25 protein-coding genes are annotated in these 18,651 nt (G+C 59.6%); 24 read left to right on the plus strand and 1 reads right to left on the minus strand.

The window, feature by feature from the left end; translation table 11 throughout:
- Positions 1-465 precede the first annotated feature (465 nt).
- From ACTUWL_RS27310 to ACTUWL_RS27405, 20 genes are all read left to right on the plus strand, one after another.
- Positions 466-1,428: a DUF5309 domain-containing protein gene (locus ACTUWL_RS27310; RefSeq protein ID WP_021080386.1), complete on the plus strand. Its 963-nt coding sequence runs from the start codon at positions 466-468 to the stop codon at positions 1,426-1,428.
- 77 nt (positions 1,429-1,505) lie between these two features.
- The gene (locus tag ACTUWL_RS27315; protein WP_021080387.1) at positions 1,506-1,868 is read left to right on the plus strand and encodes a hypothetical protein; all 363 of its coding nucleotides are present in this window, start codon (positions 1,506-1,508) and stop codon (positions 1,866-1,868) included.
- Positions 1,868-2,179 (plus strand): hypothetical protein, encoded by a 312-nt coding sequence (locus tag ACTUWL_RS27320; protein ID WP_021080388.1) that lies wholly within the window; start codon positions 1,868-1,870, stop codon positions 2,177-2,179. The genes ACTUWL_RS27315 and ACTUWL_RS27320 overlap by 1 nt, the downstream gene beginning before the upstream one ends.
- Positions 2,179-2,511 carry a hypothetical protein gene (locus ACTUWL_RS27325; RefSeq protein WP_021080389.1) on the plus strand — a complete coding sequence of 111 codons (333 nt, stop codon included), beginning with the start codon at positions 2,179-2,181 and terminating at the stop codon, positions 2,509-2,511. The genes ACTUWL_RS27320 and ACTUWL_RS27325 overlap by 1 nt, the downstream gene beginning before the upstream one ends.
- Positions 2,508-3,161 carry a phage adaptor protein gene (locus ACTUWL_RS27330; RefSeq protein WP_035652314.1) on the plus strand — a complete coding sequence of 218 codons (654 nt, stop codon included), beginning with the start codon at positions 2,508-2,510 and terminating at the stop codon, positions 3,159-3,161. The genes ACTUWL_RS27325 and ACTUWL_RS27330 overlap by 4 nt, the downstream gene beginning before the upstream one ends.
- Positions 3,162-3,174: 13 nt before the next feature.
- Positions 3,175-3,606, plus strand: coding sequence for a hypothetical protein (locus ACTUWL_RS27335; protein ID WP_021080391.1), 432 nt, complete (start codon positions 3,175-3,177; stop codon positions 3,604-3,606).
- 1 nt (position 3,607) lies between these two features.
- Positions 3,608-4,426, plus strand: coding sequence for a hypothetical protein (locus ACTUWL_RS27340; protein ID WP_021080392.1), 819 nt, complete (start codon positions 3,608-3,610; stop codon positions 4,424-4,426).
- Between the two features lie 105 nt (positions 4,427-4,531).
- Positions 4,532-5,095 carry a hypothetical protein gene (locus ACTUWL_RS27345; RefSeq protein WP_021080393.1) on the plus strand — a complete coding sequence of 188 codons (564 nt, stop codon included), beginning with the start codon at positions 4,532-4,534 and terminating at the stop codon, positions 5,093-5,095.
- A gap of 207 nt (positions 5,096-5,302) precedes the next feature.
- Positions 5,303-6,778: a hypothetical protein gene (locus tag ACTUWL_RS27350; RefSeq protein WP_021080394.1), complete on the plus strand. Its 1,476-nt coding sequence runs from the start codon at positions 5,303-5,305 to the stop codon at positions 6,776-6,778.
- Positions 6,775-7,089 (plus strand): hypothetical protein, encoded by a 315-nt coding sequence (locus ACTUWL_RS27355; protein ID WP_021080395.1) that lies wholly within the window; start codon positions 6,775-6,777, stop codon positions 7,087-7,089. Before ACTUWL_RS27350 ends, ACTUWL_RS27355 begins: the two co-directional genes overlap by 4 nt.
- 973 nt (positions 7,090-8,062) lie before the next feature.
- Positions 8,063-8,647, plus strand: coding sequence for a tetratricopeptide repeat protein (locus ACTUWL_RS27360; protein WP_146160349.1), 585 nt, complete (start codon positions 8,063-8,065; stop codon positions 8,645-8,647).
- 153 nt (positions 8,648-8,800) lie between these two features.
- Positions 8,801-9,157 (plus strand): hypothetical protein, encoded by a 357-nt coding sequence (locus ACTUWL_RS27365; protein WP_299106099.1) that lies wholly within the window; start codon positions 8,801-8,803, stop codon positions 9,155-9,157.
- Positions 9,158-9,225: 68 nt separating this feature from the next.
- Complete coding sequence (locus ACTUWL_RS27370) at positions 9,226-9,618, plus strand: hypothetical protein (RefSeq protein WP_021080398.1); 393 nt, start codon at positions 9,226-9,228, stop codon at positions 9,616-9,618.
- Between the two features lie 67 nt (positions 9,619-9,685).
- Entirely contained in the window at positions 9,686-10,072 is a 387-nt protein-coding gene (locus ACTUWL_RS27375) for a hypothetical protein (protein WP_021080399.1), read from the plus strand.
- Positions 10,073-10,150: 78 nt separating this feature from the next.
- On the plus strand, positions 10,151-10,531 hold the full coding sequence (locus ACTUWL_RS27380; protein ID WP_035652239.1) for a hypothetical protein: 381 nt from the start codon (positions 10,151-10,153) through the stop codon (positions 10,529-10,531).
- A 646-nt stretch (positions 10,532-11,177) separates the two neighbouring features.
- Positions 11,178-12,179, plus strand: a complete 1,002-nt coding sequence (locus ACTUWL_RS27385; RefSeq protein WP_299106106.1) for a tail fiber domain-containing protein — start codon at positions 11,178-11,180, stop codon at positions 12,177-12,179.
- 564 nt (positions 12,180-12,743) lie between these two features.
- Positions 12,744-13,937, plus strand: coding sequence for a hypothetical protein (locus ACTUWL_RS27390; protein ID WP_021080402.1), 1,194 nt, complete (start codon positions 12,744-12,746; stop codon positions 13,935-13,937).
- 160 nt (positions 13,938-14,097) lie between these two features.
- Positions 14,098-14,361 (plus strand): hypothetical protein, encoded by a 264-nt coding sequence (locus tag ACTUWL_RS27395; RefSeq protein WP_021080403.1) that lies wholly within the window; start codon positions 14,098-14,100, stop codon positions 14,359-14,361.
- Positions 14,362-14,369: 8 nt separating this feature from the next.
- On the plus strand, positions 14,370-14,876 hold the full coding sequence (locus ACTUWL_RS27400) for a hypothetical protein (protein WP_035652242.1): 507 nt from the start codon (positions 14,370-14,372) through the stop codon (positions 14,874-14,876).
- Positions 14,877-15,077: 201 nt separating this feature from the next.
- On the plus strand, positions 15,078-16,067 hold the full coding sequence (locus ACTUWL_RS27405; RefSeq protein WP_021080404.1) for a phage tail protein: 990 nt from the start codon (positions 15,078-15,080) through the stop codon (positions 16,065-16,067).
- On the opposite strand, the gene ACTUWL_RS27410 is transcribed toward ACTUWL_RS27405, so the two are convergent.
- On the minus strand, positions 16,064-16,696 hold the full coding sequence (locus ACTUWL_RS27410; protein WP_021080405.1) for an SGNH/GDSL hydrolase family protein: 633 nt from the start codon (positions 16,694-16,696) through the stop codon (positions 16,064-16,066). The genes ACTUWL_RS27405 and ACTUWL_RS27410 overlap by 4 nt on opposite strands.
- 132 nt (positions 16,697-16,828) lie before the next feature.
- Here ACTUWL_RS27410 and ACTUWL_RS27415 point away from each other — a divergent pair, with 132 nt between their 5' ends.
- Genes ACTUWL_RS27415 through ACTUWL_RS27430 form a run of 4 tightly spaced genes read left to right on the plus strand, consistent with a single transcriptional unit; the run spans position 16,829 to position 18,577 of the window.
- Positions 16,829-17,533, plus strand: a complete 705-nt coding sequence (locus ACTUWL_RS27415; protein ID WP_021080406.1) for a thioredoxin reductase — start codon at positions 16,829-16,831, stop codon at positions 17,531-17,533.
- 2 nt (positions 17,534-17,535) lie between these two features.
- Entirely contained in the window at positions 17,536-17,892 is a 357-nt protein-coding gene (locus ACTUWL_RS27420) for a hypothetical protein (protein WP_035652326.1), read from the plus strand.
- A 9-nt stretch (positions 17,893-17,901) separates the two neighbouring features.
- Positions 17,902-18,279 carry a hypothetical protein gene (locus ACTUWL_RS27425; protein WP_307756260.1) on the plus strand — a complete coding sequence of 126 codons (378 nt, stop codon included), beginning with the start codon at positions 17,902-17,904 and terminating at the stop codon, positions 18,277-18,279.
- 4 nt (positions 18,280-18,283) lie between these two features.
- A complete protein-coding gene (locus ACTUWL_RS27430) occupies positions 18,284-18,577 on the plus strand; it encodes a hypothetical protein (protein WP_021080409.1) in 294 nt (97 codons plus the stop codon).
- Positions 18,578-18,651: the final 74 nt, after the last annotated feature.

The raw sequence follows: 18,651 nt of genomic DNA on the forward strand, positions 1-18,651 counted from the left end.
GCGTACGCGCATCTGCAATTCCGTCACAGTGCGAGCGTCCAATGGATCTGAGCATACAATCGATCTTATCGACGCCGCCAGCCGCACCCATCCGCCATCTGGGCAGTACGCGTGTCAGATATTGAAAATCGATGGAGGTCGCCGAGGCGGTTGCTTCTCAAGTCGATGAAGAAAACCCAACATACGAGTTGACACGTCGGGCAACTCACTAGCATAATCTCACCATCAAGAGTTTTGAGCCCGCGCCGGAAACGTCGCGGGTTTTTTCGTGACGCCGACCCTGTGCGACACGCAGGCGCCACGGCGGAGACAAGGGCGGGCCGAACCGGAAGCAAGCTTCCGCGCCATCGCGCAGCCCGAGCGCTCACCACCCAAGACCATCACGTCCGCACATCAGGATGACGAACGCGTCCGCCAACCGGCGGCGCGGTCGCATGCGTTGTCGGACAGCACAAGGACCAACACATGGCTCTGCCTACCAACACGGTGACGACATATCAGGCGATCGGCAACCGTGAAGACCTCAGTGATATGATCTATCGCATCGATCCGACCGACACGCCGTTCATGAGCGGCGTCGACAAGGAAAAGGCCTCCGCCGTCAACCACGAGTGGCAGACCCAGGCGCTGGCGCCGGCCTCGAACGCTAACGCTCAGCTCGAAGGTGACGATCCCACCGCCAACGCGCTGGTACCGACCGTGCGGCTCGGCAACCTCTGCCAGATCTCCTACAAAATGGCGCAGGTGTCGGGGACCCAGCAGGCGGTGGACCATGCCGGCCGCGACAACGAGCTCGCTTACCAGGAGATGCTGCGTGGCCTCGAGCTGAAACGCGACATCGAGACGATCCTCGTCGGTAGCAGCCAGGCGAAGGCTGCCGGCTCGACCAGCGCACCGCGCAAGACGGCGTCGGTGCTGTCGTGGATCGTGAGCAATACGTCGAAGGGAACGGCCGGCGGCGGCGCCGATCCGGCTGCGGCCGACGGCACCGGTACGCGCACCGACGGCACCCAGCTGGCGTTCACGGAAGTGCGGCTGAAGACCGTGCTGTCGTCGATCTGGACCAATGGCGGCAAGCCCGGCACCATCATGACCGGCGCCTTCAATAAGCAGGTCTTCTCCACCTTCACCGGCCGCTCCACTGCGATCGAGGAAGCCAAGTCGAAGAAGATCGTGGCGTCGGTCGACGCCTACGAATCCGACTTCGGCAAGCTGAAGGTCATCGCCAATCGCTTCCAGCGTCCGCGCGACGTTCTGGTGCTTGAAATGGACAAGTGGGCCGTCGCCTATCTCAACGGCCGCAACATGATCTCGATCCCGCTGGCAAAGACCGGCGACTCCGACCGGCGTCAGGTGCTCGCCGAGTACGCGTTGGTCGCGCGTAACGAGAAGGCCTCCGGCGGTGTGTTCGACAACACCACGTCCTAGCCGGGTCATCGCGATCCGCGGGCAACCTTGGTTGCCCGCTTTCCCTTGTCCGCTTTCCTTTGCATCAGGAGGCCTTTATGCCACTTCCCGGTAATCACACTCTCAATACCGAGCATCTGACGGCCTATACGCCGTCATGCGGTGCGTCTCCCGCTGCCGCCTACATTCGTATTCCCTTTCGTTGCCGCGTGCTGAAGGCGACAGGAGTACTCGGCGGCGCGATCACCACGACCGATGGCAGCGTTACGGTCACCGCCAACGGCAACACACTGGCGACCTTCACGGTACCTCAAGCCGGATCGGCCGCGGGGCTGCTGTTCTCGGCGGTGCCGCCTTCGCCGACCTATCTGAACGAAGACGATGTCGTCGTGCTGACGCCGTCGGGTGCGTCCGGGGCCGCCGTTCCCATGTACTTCTCTCTCTCGGTGAGGACGGCCTGATGTCATTCTTTCCCAAGCAGCCGGCGTCGCGCCTCGGCGTCACCCAGACGATTGCTTACGATTCGAGTGTCGGCGCGGCGAACGCGTTCGGTACAGAGACCTATCAGCTGCGCCTGGTCGCCAACTCCGCTTGTTGCTATCGGATCGGCGACGGCACTCAGACCGCGACGATCGCGGATAGTTATCTCCCGGCGAACGTCGTCGAATACGTCATCGTCAGTCCCGGACAGCAGATCGCAGCGATCAAGGCGGCAACCAATGGCCTGGTCACAGCAACTGCCGGAACTCTCTGGATCGCGGAGATGTCGTGATGGACGGCGTCCTGATCAGGCCACATTTCGACGGCAACGGGCGCGACCTTGCGATCGAGCACCTGCAGGATGTCGAGCCGATCCTGCAATGGAATCATGAGGCGCGGCGCGACCAGCAGCGCAACGAATGGGGCCGCCACGTCGCGCGGATCCCGAACGTGATCTACGTCAAGTGGCTCAACGAAGAGCACGCCAAGGGCAACACCTCGGTGCGGATGTTTTCGCCCGAGTTCGACGGCATCGTACAGCGCAAGCTCGACGATCCCGAATGGGCCTACTTGCGGACCGATCGACCGAAGCTGCAGTCCGGATGGACAACGGGGGCGACGTGACACAGATCGTGGATTATGCCTCGCTGCAGTCGGCGGTCACGGAGTATCTGGCGCGCGATCAGGATACGGTTCTGATCGCGCGGATTCCGACCTTCATCCAGCTCTCCGAGGCGAAGCTCAATCGAGAGTTGTTTGTTCGCCAGATGGAACAGCGCGCGATCGCCGTGATCGATCTCACCTCCAACCAGCCCGAGTTCATTGCGTTGCCGTCGGATTTCCAGTCGATGCGCCGGATTCGGCTGTCGGGTGTGTCGGGGATGCCCAGTCTCGAGTTCAAGTCAGGCAAGCAGCTTGACGAATATCGGTTCGGCATCTCCGACGTTGCAGGACAGCCGCGCTACTTCACAATCTTCGGCAACGAGATCGAAATCGCACCGACGCCCGACAAGGCCTACACGATTGAAATGGTCTATCGGCGGGTAGTCCCGCCGCTCGCCAGCAATGATCCGAACTGGCTGCTGTCGGCGGCGCCGGACTTGTATCTCTACGGCGCGCTGCTGGAAGCCGCACCCTACCTGAAGGATGACGGGCGCATCCAGACCTGGGCGCTCGGCTTCTCGGCCGCACTCAGCAGTCTCAACAATCTGGGGCTGACCTCGACCTTCAACGCCGGGCCGATGACGGTTCGCGCTTCCGGTCAGATCATCTAGGAAAATCCATACAATGGCTGCCTTCAACAAGTTCAACTGTTTCGTGCAGGACGTGGCCAACGCGCTGCATGACATGAAGACCGGAACCGCGCAGGTCTACAAGGTGTATCTCACCAACGCGCTGCCTGCCGCGACCAACACCGTCTACAATGTGCCTGCCGATCTTTCCGCCGGCAACGGTTACGTGGTGGGTGGAACGTCAATCGGCACGATCGCGGGATCACAAACCTCCGGCACGTTCAGGTTCTTCGGCGCAACGAATCCGGCTTGGACCGCGGCCGGTGGATCGATCGGCCCGTTTCAATATGCTGTCCTTTACAACTCGACGTCTCCAACGAGGCCTTTGATCGGGTGGTGGGACTACGGCACGGGCCTGATGCTCACCAACGGCAACACGTTCACGGTCGCTCTCGACCAGATTAACGGCATTCTGACGATTACGTAACATGGCAGCATTTCTTGACACGTGCAGATTTTCGCCGTCGACCGGCGGCACCACCGACTGGTTGGTCGCGGGGCCCGTCGGCGGATATCTGGCGCCCGCGGCGGCCGGAGCAGTCAATGGCCGGACCTACAAGTACCGCGCGGAGAGCGCGGATCTCTCCCAATGGGAGCTCGGCGAAGGAACCTGGAACGCCTCTACCGGTGTCCTTTCTCGAACCACGATCCTGTTCAACTCATCAGGAACGACCTCGAAGATCAATTTCACTGTATCGCCGCAAGTAGCGATCGTGGCCCTGAGAGAAGATCTGATCTCGATCGAGGAAGCGAACAATTTCACCGCGGCACAACGCGCCCAGGCTCGGACCAACATCCGGGCCAACCCTTCAGAAAGCGGTGTTTTCATCGTCGACCGAAACGGCACTGATCAGACCGGACTAACGGCAGCGGCATATAACAAGATCACGTGGACGAACAAGCCGGTCGATAACGAAACCTGGTTCGACACCTCGACCGGGAGATACACCCCGCAGACTGCCGGCACCTATCTCTTTGTCCTGGATTGCTCGACTGCAACAGGTACGTCTCTAACCGAAAGCTGTCAGCCGTCGCTTTACAAGAACGGCGCACGCATCAAAAACGGCGCCTATACGGCAGTTTCGAACGGAATGTCGGCCGATGCCAACAAGCTGCTTGTTTGCGCCGTCCCGATGAACGGAAGCACCGACTACGTCGAGGCTTATGTCTATTTGCCGAACGGGGTCACGACATTATTCGGCGCTGCGGCAAGCACCCATTTTCAAGGCTTCAGAATTGGCGCCTGATGCACCAGCTGGATCCTCGGTGCGAAGTTTTGGGCAACATGACGAGGTTCATCGTCGAGGTGCGGGGCACCGCCGCGCAATTTCGAGCATCAGGGGGGTCTAGCAATGTCGATACTCGGGTTCGATGCGATCGGACGCCTCGCTCTGGGACAGATGCGCGTAAGTGGCTCGAACGTTGTGGCCGGTGGCGCGGGATCATACGTCATCGGAGGAAATGGGGCGATCTTCGGCCTTCGTACGACGGGGGTGGCGACAAACTACGCACTTGCCGGCAATGCCGCCGCGTTTATCCCGACGCTGAGTGGGAGCGCGGGAAGCTATCATGAGAGTGGCGACGCCGCTCTCTTCTCCATAAGTGCAGTGTCAATCGGGACGAACTATTCCATCGTTGGAAATCCCGTGAAGACGGCGATGGCGCTCAGCGTTGCCGTAGGAAGCTACATCATTGTTTATAACCGGGTGGCGGGAACTGCTGCACTGAACGCCGGGATCGCCGCTTACCAGGTGACCGGCAGCGCTGCGGCGCTGAGTCGAGATTACGTGAATTGGTGGCCCACCCAACCCATCGCAAGCAACTGGACCGGTGAGATTGCTCCGTCCCCTGAGTGGACGATCAGCATATCGGTCTCGCCTGCCTGGACCGCGGGCGTTCCGGCGGTCTCGGCCTAGACGCTCTAGGCTGTTCCAGCGTGCGCCTGGATCGTTGATTCCGAGCGGGCAAGCCGGAATCCAAATGTGCACGAGTGCGGCTTTGCGCGAAGCGCCCCCGCCGGACGCCGCCGGTCATGGCCGGCGGGGTTGCGGCGCGGTGTCGCGCCGGAGCCGGTGATGCGGTCCGCCACGCCTGCGGCCGAATTCTCTGGAGATGATTGAAATATGCCCTTACTTGCCACTGGCGAGTATCGCCCCGATGTCAGCGACTATGAAGGTCAGGCCACGCGAAACATCCTGAACGTGATCCCGCGTGGTGACGGCTACGGACCGTTCCCGAGCCTGTCGGCTTACGCGGCACCGTTACCAGCTGCTTGCCGTGGCGCTTTCTACGCGCTGAAGTCAGACGGCACGGTGGTTACATTCGCAGGAACCAGCGACAGGCTGTTCAAGCTGAACAATACCGATTTTACATGGACCGACGTGTCGTCGGGGGGCGGAACGTACAGCGTGCTGAGCGCCAACGCGCAGTGGCAGTTCGCGCAGACCGGCAATTTTGTCTTCGCCACGCAAGCCAACGCAACGTTGCAGATGTTCGACCTGTCGTCAGCGTCGACGTTCGGTAATGCACTCGGCTCGCCGCCGCAGGCAGCCTATATCGGGGTCGTCGGCAGGTTTTTGGTGCTATCCGGGCTGCTCTCGAACCCTTATCGAATTCAGTGGTCGGGGCTGAATAACTTTAATGCGGCCGACAGCTGGATCAGCGGCATCAAGTCGTCAGACTTTCAGGACTTTCCCGATGGCGGCATCGTTCGCGGCGTCGCCGGCGGCGAGGCAGGGATCATCTTTCAGGACCAGGCGATCCGGCGGATGTCCTATGTTCCGGGTTCGCCGATCGTATTCCAGATCGATCGCATCACGCAGGACAAGGGCCTCTACGCGCCGTACTCGATCATCCGGGCCGGAGAGCGCATCTTTTTCTACGCAGGCCAGGGATTCCACAAGATCGAGCCGGGCGGCGTGCCGGAGCAGATCGGCCGCGAAAAGGTCGACCGAACGTTCCTGGCGGATCTCGACAAGGGCAATCTGCAACTCTTCATGGGTGCCGCCGATCCGCGCAGCACCCGGGTGTACTGGGCCTACAAATCGGTCTCCGGCGCCGTCGGAACCACCTATGACAAGCTGCTCGGCTACGACTTTCTGCTTGATCGATTTTTCCCGGTCTCGATGGCGGGTGAGTATCTGCTGGGCGTCTCGCAGACCGGCCTGACGCTGGAGAACCTCGACACCATCTCGTCCTCGATCGATGCGATGACATTGAGTCTCGATGCCTATGCCACGGCCGTTCAGCCCGAAATCGCACAGTTCAACAATGCGCATGTGCTCGGCTTCTTCCGCGGTCAGAATCTGGAAGCGACGCTGGAAAGCGCGGAGCAGGGGAACGACGAGAACCGGATCACGATTCGCGGCTTCCGGCCGATCACCGATGCGTCGACGCTCTATGGCTCCGTCTCGACCCGAGATACGCCATCCGCCGCTGCGGTCCCGGGTACCGAAGTGCTCGTGAATGCCAGGACCGGACGCTGCGACATGATGCAGGATACACGCTACTCGCGCTTCAAGGTGCGGATTCCCGCGGCGACGCAATGGAGCTTCTGCGCAGGCGTGGTACCGGATGTGATCGCGAGCGGTGCGCTATGACGGCGTATGTTCCGGGCATCACCGAAACGGATCTGAAGAAGATCGTGCTCGCTATCCAGGGTCTCGCCGCCGGCCGATCGAACGCGGTCGGGACAGTGACGCTCGCGACGGGCGTGTCGACGACGACGGTGTCGACACCGAATGCGGCATCAGGTTCGACGCCGATCCTGACGCCGGCATCGCCAAGCGCCGCGACGGAGCTCGGCAACGGCACGATTTACGTCAGCGCGGTAGCCAACGGGTCGTTCACGATCACGCATGTGAATTCGACGACGCCGGGGCGGACATTCTTTTATGCGGTGCTTGGTTAGTCATCACAGAGACTAGCGCATCGCGTTTGAGCGCTGGCTGCTCTCAGAAAGCCCGCATTCCGGACGGCCGCCGCCCGGCCGCACCGCGTTGCGTCTTGTGACCATGCTCTCTCTTCTAGCAAGGAAGTTTTCAATGGCTCCTCGATTTCCAGGATTTAGATTTGTTCCGTACGGAATGCCCAATCCGTTTCCCTCGCCGCCCGTTCAATCTGATTCTGGTGGGGAGCAGCCGCCTCGCCCGCCAAGTCCGCTTAGTGGACTGCTTGGTCTGATTCTGAAGTACGAGCAATGGCGGCAATCAATCCTACGCGATGAAAACAAAAATCTATCAACGCCAGCCGATCCACAGGGAGGGCAGCCTGAAAATAAGCCGAACCACGGGTTTAGTTCGGGACCGCATGATCCAGATGCTAGGCTACTGATGCGCATTCCGCCTGACGGTGATGCTGCGAGCCCTCCCGTCTTGGGTGATCGAGAGCGTTTGCCGAACGTTGCGGCGCCGTCGTTGGCTCCATATGGTAAATCGCGCAGACGAAGCGCCGCTAGCCGCGCGACCAGCACTGGAGCCGGCGGTAGCGGCGGCAGCAACAGCCGCGGAAATGATGGCGGTGACTTTTGCACTGAGAGACGGGGTGAGGAAACAAGTAGATGCTGGCAGACGTGGCAGGAGCGTCGTGATAGCGGACAAGTTGGATATCCGTGGGACGATTTCCTTCAGGGTTGCAAGGATCGGGCATGGGAAAGGTATTTCGCGTGCAACAAGAATGGGAGACGACCTGCACTAGATGAGCCCAACGAATGGAATGAGCAGGATGAAGAGAATTGGTTCAATGACCAGCGCTAGGAACAAGGATTGCGCTCGGTGAACCAGCAATGATATCCTTCGCAGAAGTCTAGTAGCGTTCCCTGCGGAAACCATGATTCGACTCGGCTGTAAGGTGTAGCCATAGCGTCGTTCGGTACAGCAAAGGAATTGGGGGATTGGATCAGGGAGCTCCGAAGTCAGAGTTCGCTGCATTCGACGATTTGTATTGTCAAAGATCGCGCGTCGAGTGCGTGCGATAGTGATCGTCGCTTTATTCTCAATGAGTTGGTCTGGCTCCTGCGCGAAGCCGAGCGGGATGACGAAGCGCTGGAGGTCCTAGATGAGGTTATGCGGCGCTATTCGGATGATGTTCGCTGTGCGATGAGCAAAGCCAACATTTGCCTCTACTCGCTCGATCGACCTGAGGAAGCCTTAAAGTGGATCGATGTTGCGCTGGAGCGTGCCTATCGGACTAAGTGTTGGCGCAGAGAAGCGCTTGGCCAGAAGGCTCGGATACTGTTGATGCTCGGGCGAGGTAGCGAGCTATCAGATGTCCTCGAAGATATCATGTCGCTGCAGATTGTGCGTGGTGTTCCCGACATTGGGCGCGAGCGCGATTTCGTGGACGGTGCGCCACCGGGATTCATTCGGAAGAACGTCCTCGAACGATACAATGAATTCCGTCCAAAGCGAGCATGCGATGGCAGTCCGGACGAACTGCCTCCGTTCAAGCCAGCTAACGATATGATGTGACTTGCTCGCGTTCGCGAGATTAGTTGTGAATGCGTGAGGTGGTCGATGAGTGCTCGCTTAACCTCCGCACTAATCTGCGTTGCGCCCACGAAGGTGCATGAGTTCTGGCCGCATATCGCTAAACTGCTGAGGGAGGCCTGTCGACGGACTACATTGAACGCGTTTGGCGATATCGCCGCCGATGTTCTATCGGGGCGCAGTCTTTTGTGGTTCGCGTGGAATGGAAATGCGATCGAGGCGGCTGCTACGACAGTCCTCATCAATTCCGATATCGGCAAGGTCTGCATCATCACCGCGTGCGGCGGGTCCGGGATGAAGCGCTGGCTGCCGCTGCTCGACGGGATCGAAGCCTACGCAAGGGATGAAGGCTGCACGCGCGTGCGGATCTACGGTCGCAAAGGTTGGCTGCGTGTGCTCGACGGCTATCGTGAGAAGCATGTAATCATGGACAAGGAGATCACGGTCTTGAGGCCGGATTGTCCAGGCTTGAGCGATGCTAACGGGGATTGACATTGTTCACTGTTTGTTCAATGGTAGGCGACTACTAAGCTTGTGGTTGCATGCGCAGGTTAGGTTGGATGCGGTTTCTTCTGGCGTGGGTTTTCGTCATGTTGTCCTGGCCGTCGTATGGCGCCAGTGAGGAGTTTCCGCCTCCGCTTCGCGGACTGTGGGGGGAAGCCAAGGAGACATGCGAATATTGGAAAACGCAAACTGCAGCAGATGTTCACGGCGACCACCGGTGGCTGAAGATATCTGCCAAGGGTGTGTTCGGCTCCACGGAGGGCCGCTTTTTGAAGGAGGTCGCCGGCCAGGCTCCGGCCGCTTCGACCGCCGAGGTGTCAGCCGAAATGCAGACCCTGGATGCAAAAGGGGCGATCGTTCTGCTGACGCTTTCCGCCCACGGTCAGCTTCGCGAGATCTTGCTCGGTGAAGGCCGACGCGAAATCGGAACATATCAGCGATGTTCATGATCGCGCTCGCGCAGCTTTTGCCGATTGATCATCTCTGTCCGGTCTGATCCTTCTGACAGGCGCCGTCATGCGAACCATCTTGTTGTGTTTCTTGCTCTTGCTGCCCGGTGCATCTGTCGCCGTCGCGGCTGATGAGATTCCGAATGAAATGCGGGGCTTCTGGGTTGCCAAGAAATCGACCTGCAATATCCTGAAGAGCAGAGGGCCCGGATCGCTTCGCGCAGACGAGCGCTGGCTGAAGATAACTGCAACCGATGTCCTCGGTTCGACGCAGGGACGGTTTTTCGGTGAGTTACCGATCGACAGCCTGAGTTTTCTTTCGACGCGGCTGTCGGTTGCTATCCAGACGTTTTCGGACAATCACCTTATGTCGGAATTGGCATTGACGCGTGACGATCGGCTCGTCGAACGAATCATCCAGGCGCGTGGCGTTGCTACATATTTGAGATGCTGACCGGTGGAATCTGAAATGATCTCCAGCAGAGCGGTCGAGACATTGGCAAAGCGGTCGAGACGTCGCGAGGTATGTTGAATGCGAATTGCTTTGGTATCCGCTTTTTTCTTGATTTTTTGCTCACCAATCTTGGCCGCCGCTGAGGCCGAATTCCCGTCGGAATTCCGTGGATTTTGGGTAGGTGATCAAGCGACCTGCGATGCGTTGAAAAAGGCCTCTCCTGCAGACCTTCATGACGGTCAGCGATGGCTGAAGATCGCGGCAACAGACATCCTCGGTACGACGCAAGGACGCTTGTTGCGGGAGCTTCCAGCCCCTCGCGCACCGGTGAAGAGGACATTCGAGTTTCAGATTGCCGATGACATGGGGCTGATTGCTCAATTGAGTTTTGTCGACAGGGGGCTCAGCGAGACAGTTACAGGCGGTCATGCGCGCCGATGGTATTTCAAGTGTTTCTGACGGTGCCACAATGCACGCTCGAGCGCGCTTTCGACTAGTTGCGATCCGATAACCGATAGTCTCGCAGAGGTCATCGAGAGGTGACTTCCATGCCAATTGTTCAGACACGCGACCGCTGCCGGCCGGCGGGCGACCCGCGTCCTATTGTCCGCTACCTGTCCTGTTATTTTCACGGAGCCACTCATGAGCAGCCGCGACCGTATCGATGTTGAGATGTCTCCAGACTATGACGCCCGGAGGTTGCTTTGTTCGTTTCAGGCAATGATGGAGCAGGCGGGAGACTAGAACGGTGCTAACCGCGGGCGCGTCATCGCCGCCAGGACGCAGAGCTGGCGTTCCAGCGGTACCGAATTCTCCGGTAGCAGCAAGTGGTCTCGCGAGCGAGCAGGCGCCCGCCGAGCGGTCACTTTTGGGGCTGGTGAGCAGGGAGCCGGTGCAATTCCTGCCGGTACCTATCTTCGACACACGTCGATAGATCAATCCAACCGCCGGTCGTCGCAAAGCGTGCCGGACGCCTGCATCCGATGCAGTGCGACTGCATTTGCTTGTCAATCAAACCATGAAAGGAAGGCATCCGATGGGTGGCCAATCTTCATCGACCCAAACGCAGCAGTCGCAAACCGCTCCATGGGCAGCGGCACAGCCGATGTTGCAGAACATTCTGAGCCAACTTGGCACAGGACTGAACAACACGGGGGCGACGGCAGCGGAAACCGGCGCACTCAACACGCTACAGAGCAACGCCGCGCTGGGCAATCCGTACGCGGGTCAGATCGGTGGATATGCGCAGTCGCTGTTGAACGGCGGCAGTGCGAATGCGCAGGCCGGAAACGTGCAGGACAATCTTGCGACGTTGCAACGACAGCTCACGCCTTATGCCAATGGCAGCATGATCGGAAACAATCCGGCACTGACGGCGCAATTGGCGCAGATCCGGAGCGATGTCGGCAACAGCATCAACTCGCAGTTCGCCGCGGCGGGGCGTGACCTCAGCGGAGCCAACCAGATGGCCTATGGGCGCGGGGTTGCCGCCGCGGAGGCCCCGGTGATAGCCGCGCAATACAACCAGGATGTCGCCAACCAGCTCAATGCGGCGAATGCGCTCTACGGAGCCGGCAACACCACTGCGAATACGCTCAGCGGTATGCAACAGAACTATCTCACCAACCAGGGCCAAGGCGTGACCGCGGCACAATCTGCGCTCGATGCGCAGAACTACGGCGCCAACGCAACGCTCGCGGCGGAGGCGCAGCGGCGCGGCATTCCGGTGCAAGCGTTGAGCCTGCTCGCGCAGATCGGCGTACCGATCGCGCAACTCGGCCAGCAGAGCAACGGGACGACGAATACCACTCAGCAATTGTCCGGAGCGCAGCAGTTCGGGGCGATTGCTAACGGCATCGGCAGCCTGTTCAAGTTCATGCCGTCTGACATGCGGCTGAAGGAAGATATAGCTGCCGTCGGCGCGCTGTTCGATGGGACGCCGGTCTACGGCTATCGCTACAAGGGAGCGCCCGCTTACCACATCGGCCTGATGGCGCAGGATGTGGAGCTGACTGCGCCGCATGCTGTCCTGGAGATCAACGGCTACAAGGCGGTCGACTATCGCGCCGCGACCGAGAGCTCCCGCAAGCTCGGCGAGGCACGCTAATGGGATTGCTTGACGACTACCTGAACTTTGATCCAGGGCATTTTGAACCAGGTGGAGGATTGTATGGGCGGCTGCTCTCCCTGCAGCCGCAGCTGAGCTTCGACCAGCCCGCGCCAGGATCTCCGTTTCCGCCCGTTCCCGTCGCGGCGAGTCCCGGTCTGCCGGCAAACAATCGCGAAACAGCCCTGGTCGATGGAGCGCCAGTACCCGCTTCACCTCAGACGGCGCCCTCAAGCTGGCCGCGTGACGATGGACAGACGCTCAACATGCGAATTGGGGACTATTGGATGCCGCAATTCGGCCGCGCGGAGCCTCCTGCGCCGGCTACCGCGCCGACATTCGGCGATCGATTGAACGCCGGTTTTCAGAGCTGGGCACATACCCCGTTAGGCAATCCATTCGCAGCGCTCGCCAACGGCATTACGGGCTTTAACACCGGTCAGCGTTCGGTTGGCTGGACTGGCCAACCCACCCCTGAGACTCCCGACGATCAAGGCACGTCGACGCCGGGGATCATGCCTGGTCGAGGCCCAGCCGCTTACCTGCGAAGGAGAGGTCTGAACAATGTCCGATGAATCAAGCAACGATCTGACTGGTGCGGCGCACGATCTCGCAATCGCCGGTTACAAGGCGATGCCGGACCGGAAGTCGGACGAACAAGGGGCGATCGGCAGCGACACTGCGTCCCTTCGTGAAGCCGCGGAAAAGATCTCCGAGCAATCTGGGGACGTGGTTGTCAGGCAGTATCGTGACGCGGAGGGCAAACCCGCCGCGGCGAATGAAGCCGTAACCCTAAGCCGTGCGAGCCGTGACTACGCGGCCGCGGTTGCGGCCGAGAAGCTGATCGCCGACAGCGAAGGTGCCGACCGATTGGCCGAACGGGTGGACGCGTTGCGTGCGGAGGCGCTCGCAAAGAACCCGGAAGCGGCCGAATTCTACGGTTTCGAGCTGCCCGACGCGGACCTGGATGGTGTCGAGCTAAACAAGGACCACGCGGGGACGGAAGGCGCCGAAGCCGGTTTCGGCGGGGGTCTCGATCCCGCCTTGGCGAAGGCGCTGGAGCATCCCCAGGTACGTCAGGCGATCGATGAGGAGATTGCAGAGACGCACAAGGTCCGGCAGGGCTATCTCGATGCCCTGACCGGCGCGACGCAGATCGCGCAAGCAAGCTTCATCAACCAGTTCCCTGAGCTCGTCGGCATTCCGTTTGAAAACTTGCCTGGCGTCCTCGAACAGTTGTCGCGGCAGGATCCCGCGAAATTCGCACATGTTCAGAGCGCGATCGCGGCAACGGACCAGCTCCTTGCGCAACATCGGCAGGAGAGCCAACGGCAGACTGAAGCCGCGCATCGCGCCTTTCGCGCTCACGCGAAATCAGAGGACGCGCGCTTCGACGCCATGCTCAAGGGAGAACCCGTCGAGACCCAGCGCGCCGTGATGCAGGAGATCATCGCGTCGGCCAGGGCGAGTGGAATCGAGGCTTCCGAGCTGACGCATTTGCTCAACACCGAACCGCTGATGCGCAACGCCGCCTTCCAGCGAATGATGTATGATGCGGGAAAGTATCGTCTCATGATGAAGGCGAAGGATTCCGTCACGACCAGGCCACTGCCGCCGGTGCAGCGACCTGGCTCCGCGGCGTCACGCGGCGAGCGTGAGAACGCGGATCTTCGGACCCTCAACGCGAGGCTTTCGAGCACCGGCGACATCAAGGACGCCGTAGCGCTTTATCATGCGCGGAAGGCCATCAGGCGCTGATGCGTTAGACTCGGAAGCTATTTGTGCTGCCTGGTTAGCGGATGAGTCATGCGGCAACCGCCGGTTGGCTCCCCGGTCCCTTCCTGCTCTCGACGACGTTCGGCGGCTAGCTAACTCGATGGATGTTCACCAATTCAGTTCTCTTCAATTGGGTTTTGAAATGACAGACGACCGTAATCTTCTCGAGTACGCAGAATCCATCACGGAAAAGGCCTGTGGCCAGCCTGCTACCATTGACGATATCGCCGACAACTTTGCGCTCTATGGCCTGAACAAGCGCGTGGTCGCCCTGGATGGGCTCGAAGCCGAGCTCGACGGAGAGATCGGTTCAGGCTCGCATAGTCTTAGGCGTCATGTGCGCCTCCAGGAGCTGCGGCGGAGAATGACAAGCCTCCACCACGCATTGCGCAGGGCGAAGCGCTGAAGCAGACGATGGGTAACCCCGTGCTGGCAGCGCTCGCGCAGGCTCGTTTGCAGGCTGCGCCGACATTTGTCCGCTGGTGCGCGTTGCGTGGCGTGACCCCATGTCCGGCCGTGCCCGACGCCGTTGCCCGGTTCGTGGCCGACTGCGCGTCCCTCGGTATCGAGCGGCTCTGGCCGGCCGTGCAGGAGATCTCGAAGATGCACGTATCGGCGGGTCTCGCCGACCCGACGCTCGGAGGACCGGTAGCCTCCGCCATCGCCCAGATTTCCGGCATCGAACCGCCGAGATCCTGGCCGGACGATCGCAAGAGGCGCTTTCGGTTACTGCCTTACGATCTGCAGATATTCGTCGCCGCCCATGAGACACGTCGCGACAAGGCGTTGCGGCGCGCTCAGAACGCAGCGGCGTTAGCGCTGCGGCAACTTGAAGCGCTGCAGCGAACACCTCGCACAGAGTTAGAAGGGATCCAGGATGAGACCAGCACGCACACCACCCCTCGAAAGCCGCATCAATGAACTTCGTGTCGAAATTGAAGCCATCATCGATGCACGGGCACGGGCCGTAGCCGCGGAAAGCCCCGGCGTGCCAGTGGGCGTGATCCGCAACCTCCTGATCGCGCGAGCTCCGGCTTGTCCGTGCACACAATATCTCCAACTCGGTCGCGCGGAATAGCGGCGTGACGTCCGCCCATCGACGAATTCATCAAGGAAGGTATCATGACTCTCTTTAAGTGGTCGCGCGTGGCGGCCTCGGATGCGACCGCCGACAGCTCAATCAATTGGCAGGAGGGGCAGGCTCCGTCGAGCGTCAATGACTCTGCCCGTGCGATGATGGCGGCGACCGCGAAGTATCGCGACGATATCGCCGGCGCGATCGTTACGAGTGGATCTAGCACCTCGTACGCGCTGTCCAGCTATCAGCAATTCGACAGCTTCACGAGCCTAAACGGCGCGATGATTGCGTTCACGCCACATATCACCAACGGAGGGATAACCGTCATCAACGTGGATGGGCTCGGCAACCGTCCGCTGAGAACCGCGCCTGGCGTCGAGTTGCAAGCCGGCGTTATTATCCAAGGTACGCCCTATGCTGCTACCTACAATAACTCCGATGCAGCATGGTACCTGCATGGCTTCTTTGGCAATCCGTACAATGTACCGCTTGCGGCCGGAATGGACTATTGGGCACCCACCGCTCCGAACAGCTCGTTTGTCTTTCCGATCGGACAGGCGATTTCGCGTGTGACTTATGCGACGCTGTTTTCCTTCATTGGAACGCTTTACGGGAGCGGTGACGGCTCGACCACATTCAACCTGCCCGACAAGCGTGGGCGGGCATCCGTGGCGGCCGATGGAGGAACTGGCCGAATTTCCGGCCTAGTATTTAACTCGTTGGTTGCTGGTGGAGTAGGCGGTTCTCAAACGCAGACGCTCAGTGTTGTAAACCTGCCGCCCTATACTCCATCTGGATATGTAAGCAGTGTAATTTCTACAAACGTGAACCGTACCGGAATTGGTTACTCAGGAGGCGGAAACCAGGCATGGATGACGGTTCCAGACGGATTCACATACAATCTTGGCGCTGGCACAATGAGCGGAATTGCCGTGTCAAGCGCTTTCGTCGGTGTTGCGCAGGGCGGTATTAACCAACCGTTTTCAACAGTTCAACCCTCGATTGTCTGCAACTACATTATGCGGATCGTCTAGCTGTTTAGATCTGTAACTGCCGCAATGATTGCCGTCCTCCAAGCGGCGTATCCGGAGGCGCTCAAGTGAACGTCATTCGGAAATGTTGATCCCGCCGGCACGTTAAGCTCGATAAAGCGGATGCATTCGCTTGCGGCGGCTGCTTTGATCTCGGCGTTCTTTTCGTTGGCTCCGTCCTGCGGCGTTACCCCAACCGCAAGCAGAAGTGCAGACGTTCCCCTCAGCTTTTGTAACAGCGAGCGATAGCCAGTGCGAATGGTGCCTAGTTGATTGTTTGTCCCGAGTTCAATGACGATGACGGATGGCTTGTGATCGTCTAGGAGCGAAAGCGCTATCGAATTGAAGTCATCAACGGTTGCTCCCGCTATCCCGGCGTTGACCACCGGGCGGCCGGCGATCGCTTCGGGAAGGCGCGCCATTTCCGTGATGCTGTCACCCATGAATACGATCGGGCGGTCCAAGCCGCTTAAGGCATACCGGATCGCCGTTTTTCGGACGTCCTGATGGTCATGGAACGTGTGGCGGGTTACTTCGCCGAAGCGTTTTCGCATGCGCTGCAGTTCCGAGAAGCTCGCGCCGAACGCGACAAACAGAACTGCAGATACCAACCAGGGCAGGGCACGCTTCATTTCGTGCACTGCTTAGCACCACAACCCACGATAGACAATCTTGAGAAACTGAAAAGTCCTCCAGTAAAATAATACCATAATCGAATTGTTAGCTCATGCCGATCTCCTAGCGCCTGCTCCATTGGAGATATTATGACCGAACTCGTTGCCCTAAAGGTCGCGAATGCGAGCCGCTGGGCGAGGGCCCAGTTAACACGAAGCTCTTTGTCAGTTGCGAGGCGACTTGTCGCACCGCACGCCAAGGCTCGCTACCAAACTGTATCAGCCAGGACCGGCGTCCCCTGGTTCTTCATTGCGGTTGTCCATGAGCGCGAAGCCTCCCAGAACTGGAACACGCAGCTTGGGCAGGGTGATCCGCTCGGAAGCGTCTCTGTTCACGTGCCGAAGGGAAGGGGCCCTTTTAGGACCTGGGAAGACGGTGCCTATGATGCGCTAGTCAACTGCGCGCCCTTCGCCGCTCGCAACCAGGATTGGTCGATCGGCGGCACGCTGACCATGCTCGAGCGATACAACGGGCTCGGCTACGCTGCTCGGGGACGGCCGTCGCCCTACATCTGGTCCGGCACGGATCAGTACGTGTCGGGCAAATACGTTCGGGACGGGGTCTACGACGCCAACGTCGTGGATCAGCAGTTGGGCTGCGCCGGATTGTTGGCGGCGATGATGCATCTCGACCCGACCATCACCTTCTCGGGGGCGAAGATCATCCCTGCACCAAGGTCGCCTTCGCCGCCTCGGAAACCACCTCCGGTCACCCCATCGATCTGCACTCCTGCCAAAGGCTCCCTCGGAGCCTTTTTTGTTGACCTCTTCAAATTTCTCTTCGGAAAGAAATGACCATGCTTTGGCTTTTCCTCACCTTGCCCGGACTGCTTTGCGCCTACCTCATCGTCCTGCGGCCGATCCTGCACGCAATTCCAGCCCTCAAGTCGTTTTACGTCGAGGCCGATACGTTCTGGGGCAAGGCCTGGGCGCTGACCGGACGATCGGTGACCGTGGTTTGGGGCCTGTTGCTGACCGGTATTGGAACCGTCTTCCAGTGGCTTGATCCGATCGCGTCGGCTCTCGGCGATCCAGACCTCAAGTCCCAAGTCATGGAAGCGCTGAAGAACAATCCCCAATATCTCGCCTACACCATGATCGGGATCTCGACGATCACGATCGTCGCCCGGTTGCGGTCGATGGGAAAGAGCTGATTGATGTGGATGGCTATTCTTTCCTTCCTTGGGGGCCCCGTCATCAAGGGGCTCATCGATGCGTATCAGGCCAAGCTGAAGGCCGGCAACATTGACAGCAAGATCGCTGCCGATCTTGCTGCAAGCGAGATCGCCGCACAGACGGCCGAAATGCAGATACACAATCAACTGAAGATCGCCGAGATCGGTCACGCCTTGGAGCCGGAGAAATTGGCCTTCTATGTCACTTTGGTATTCTTTGCCAAATGCGTCATCTGGGACAAGGTTCTCGGGCTTGGGACGACGCCGCAGCTCACCGGAGATGTCAGCACCTGGGCCGGCATGATCATGGGTTTCTACTTTGGAAAGCGTACGTTTGAGAATGTCGCGCGCATCATACGACGGTGATCCAATGCACGAGGCGGATATCAAAGCGATCGTGATGGAGACACTGATTGAACAAGATCGAGTGCGCCGAAGCGATATCGACGCCGTGGTGGTCAAGACCATCGCGACTGTCTTGACTTCGTTCGGCTTTGAAGAGGGAGATCGACGCGAGCTGCGCGCCGATTTCCAACACCTGCGGCGATGGCGACGAAGCGTCGAGCAGGCGCAGAGTTATACGTTTAAGGCGGTGATCACCGTCATTGCCACGGGTTTTCTCGGAGCGGTTTGGCTGGGCATCAAAGCCACTCTCGGAAAGTAACCTTCCTCGCCCCGCGCGAGTTGACACGTTCAGGTCGTAGATCTGGGCACCTTGGCCGGTCATGAAACTCTTGA

This window comes from Bradyrhizobium sp. WCU1 (genome assembly GCF_053474805.1).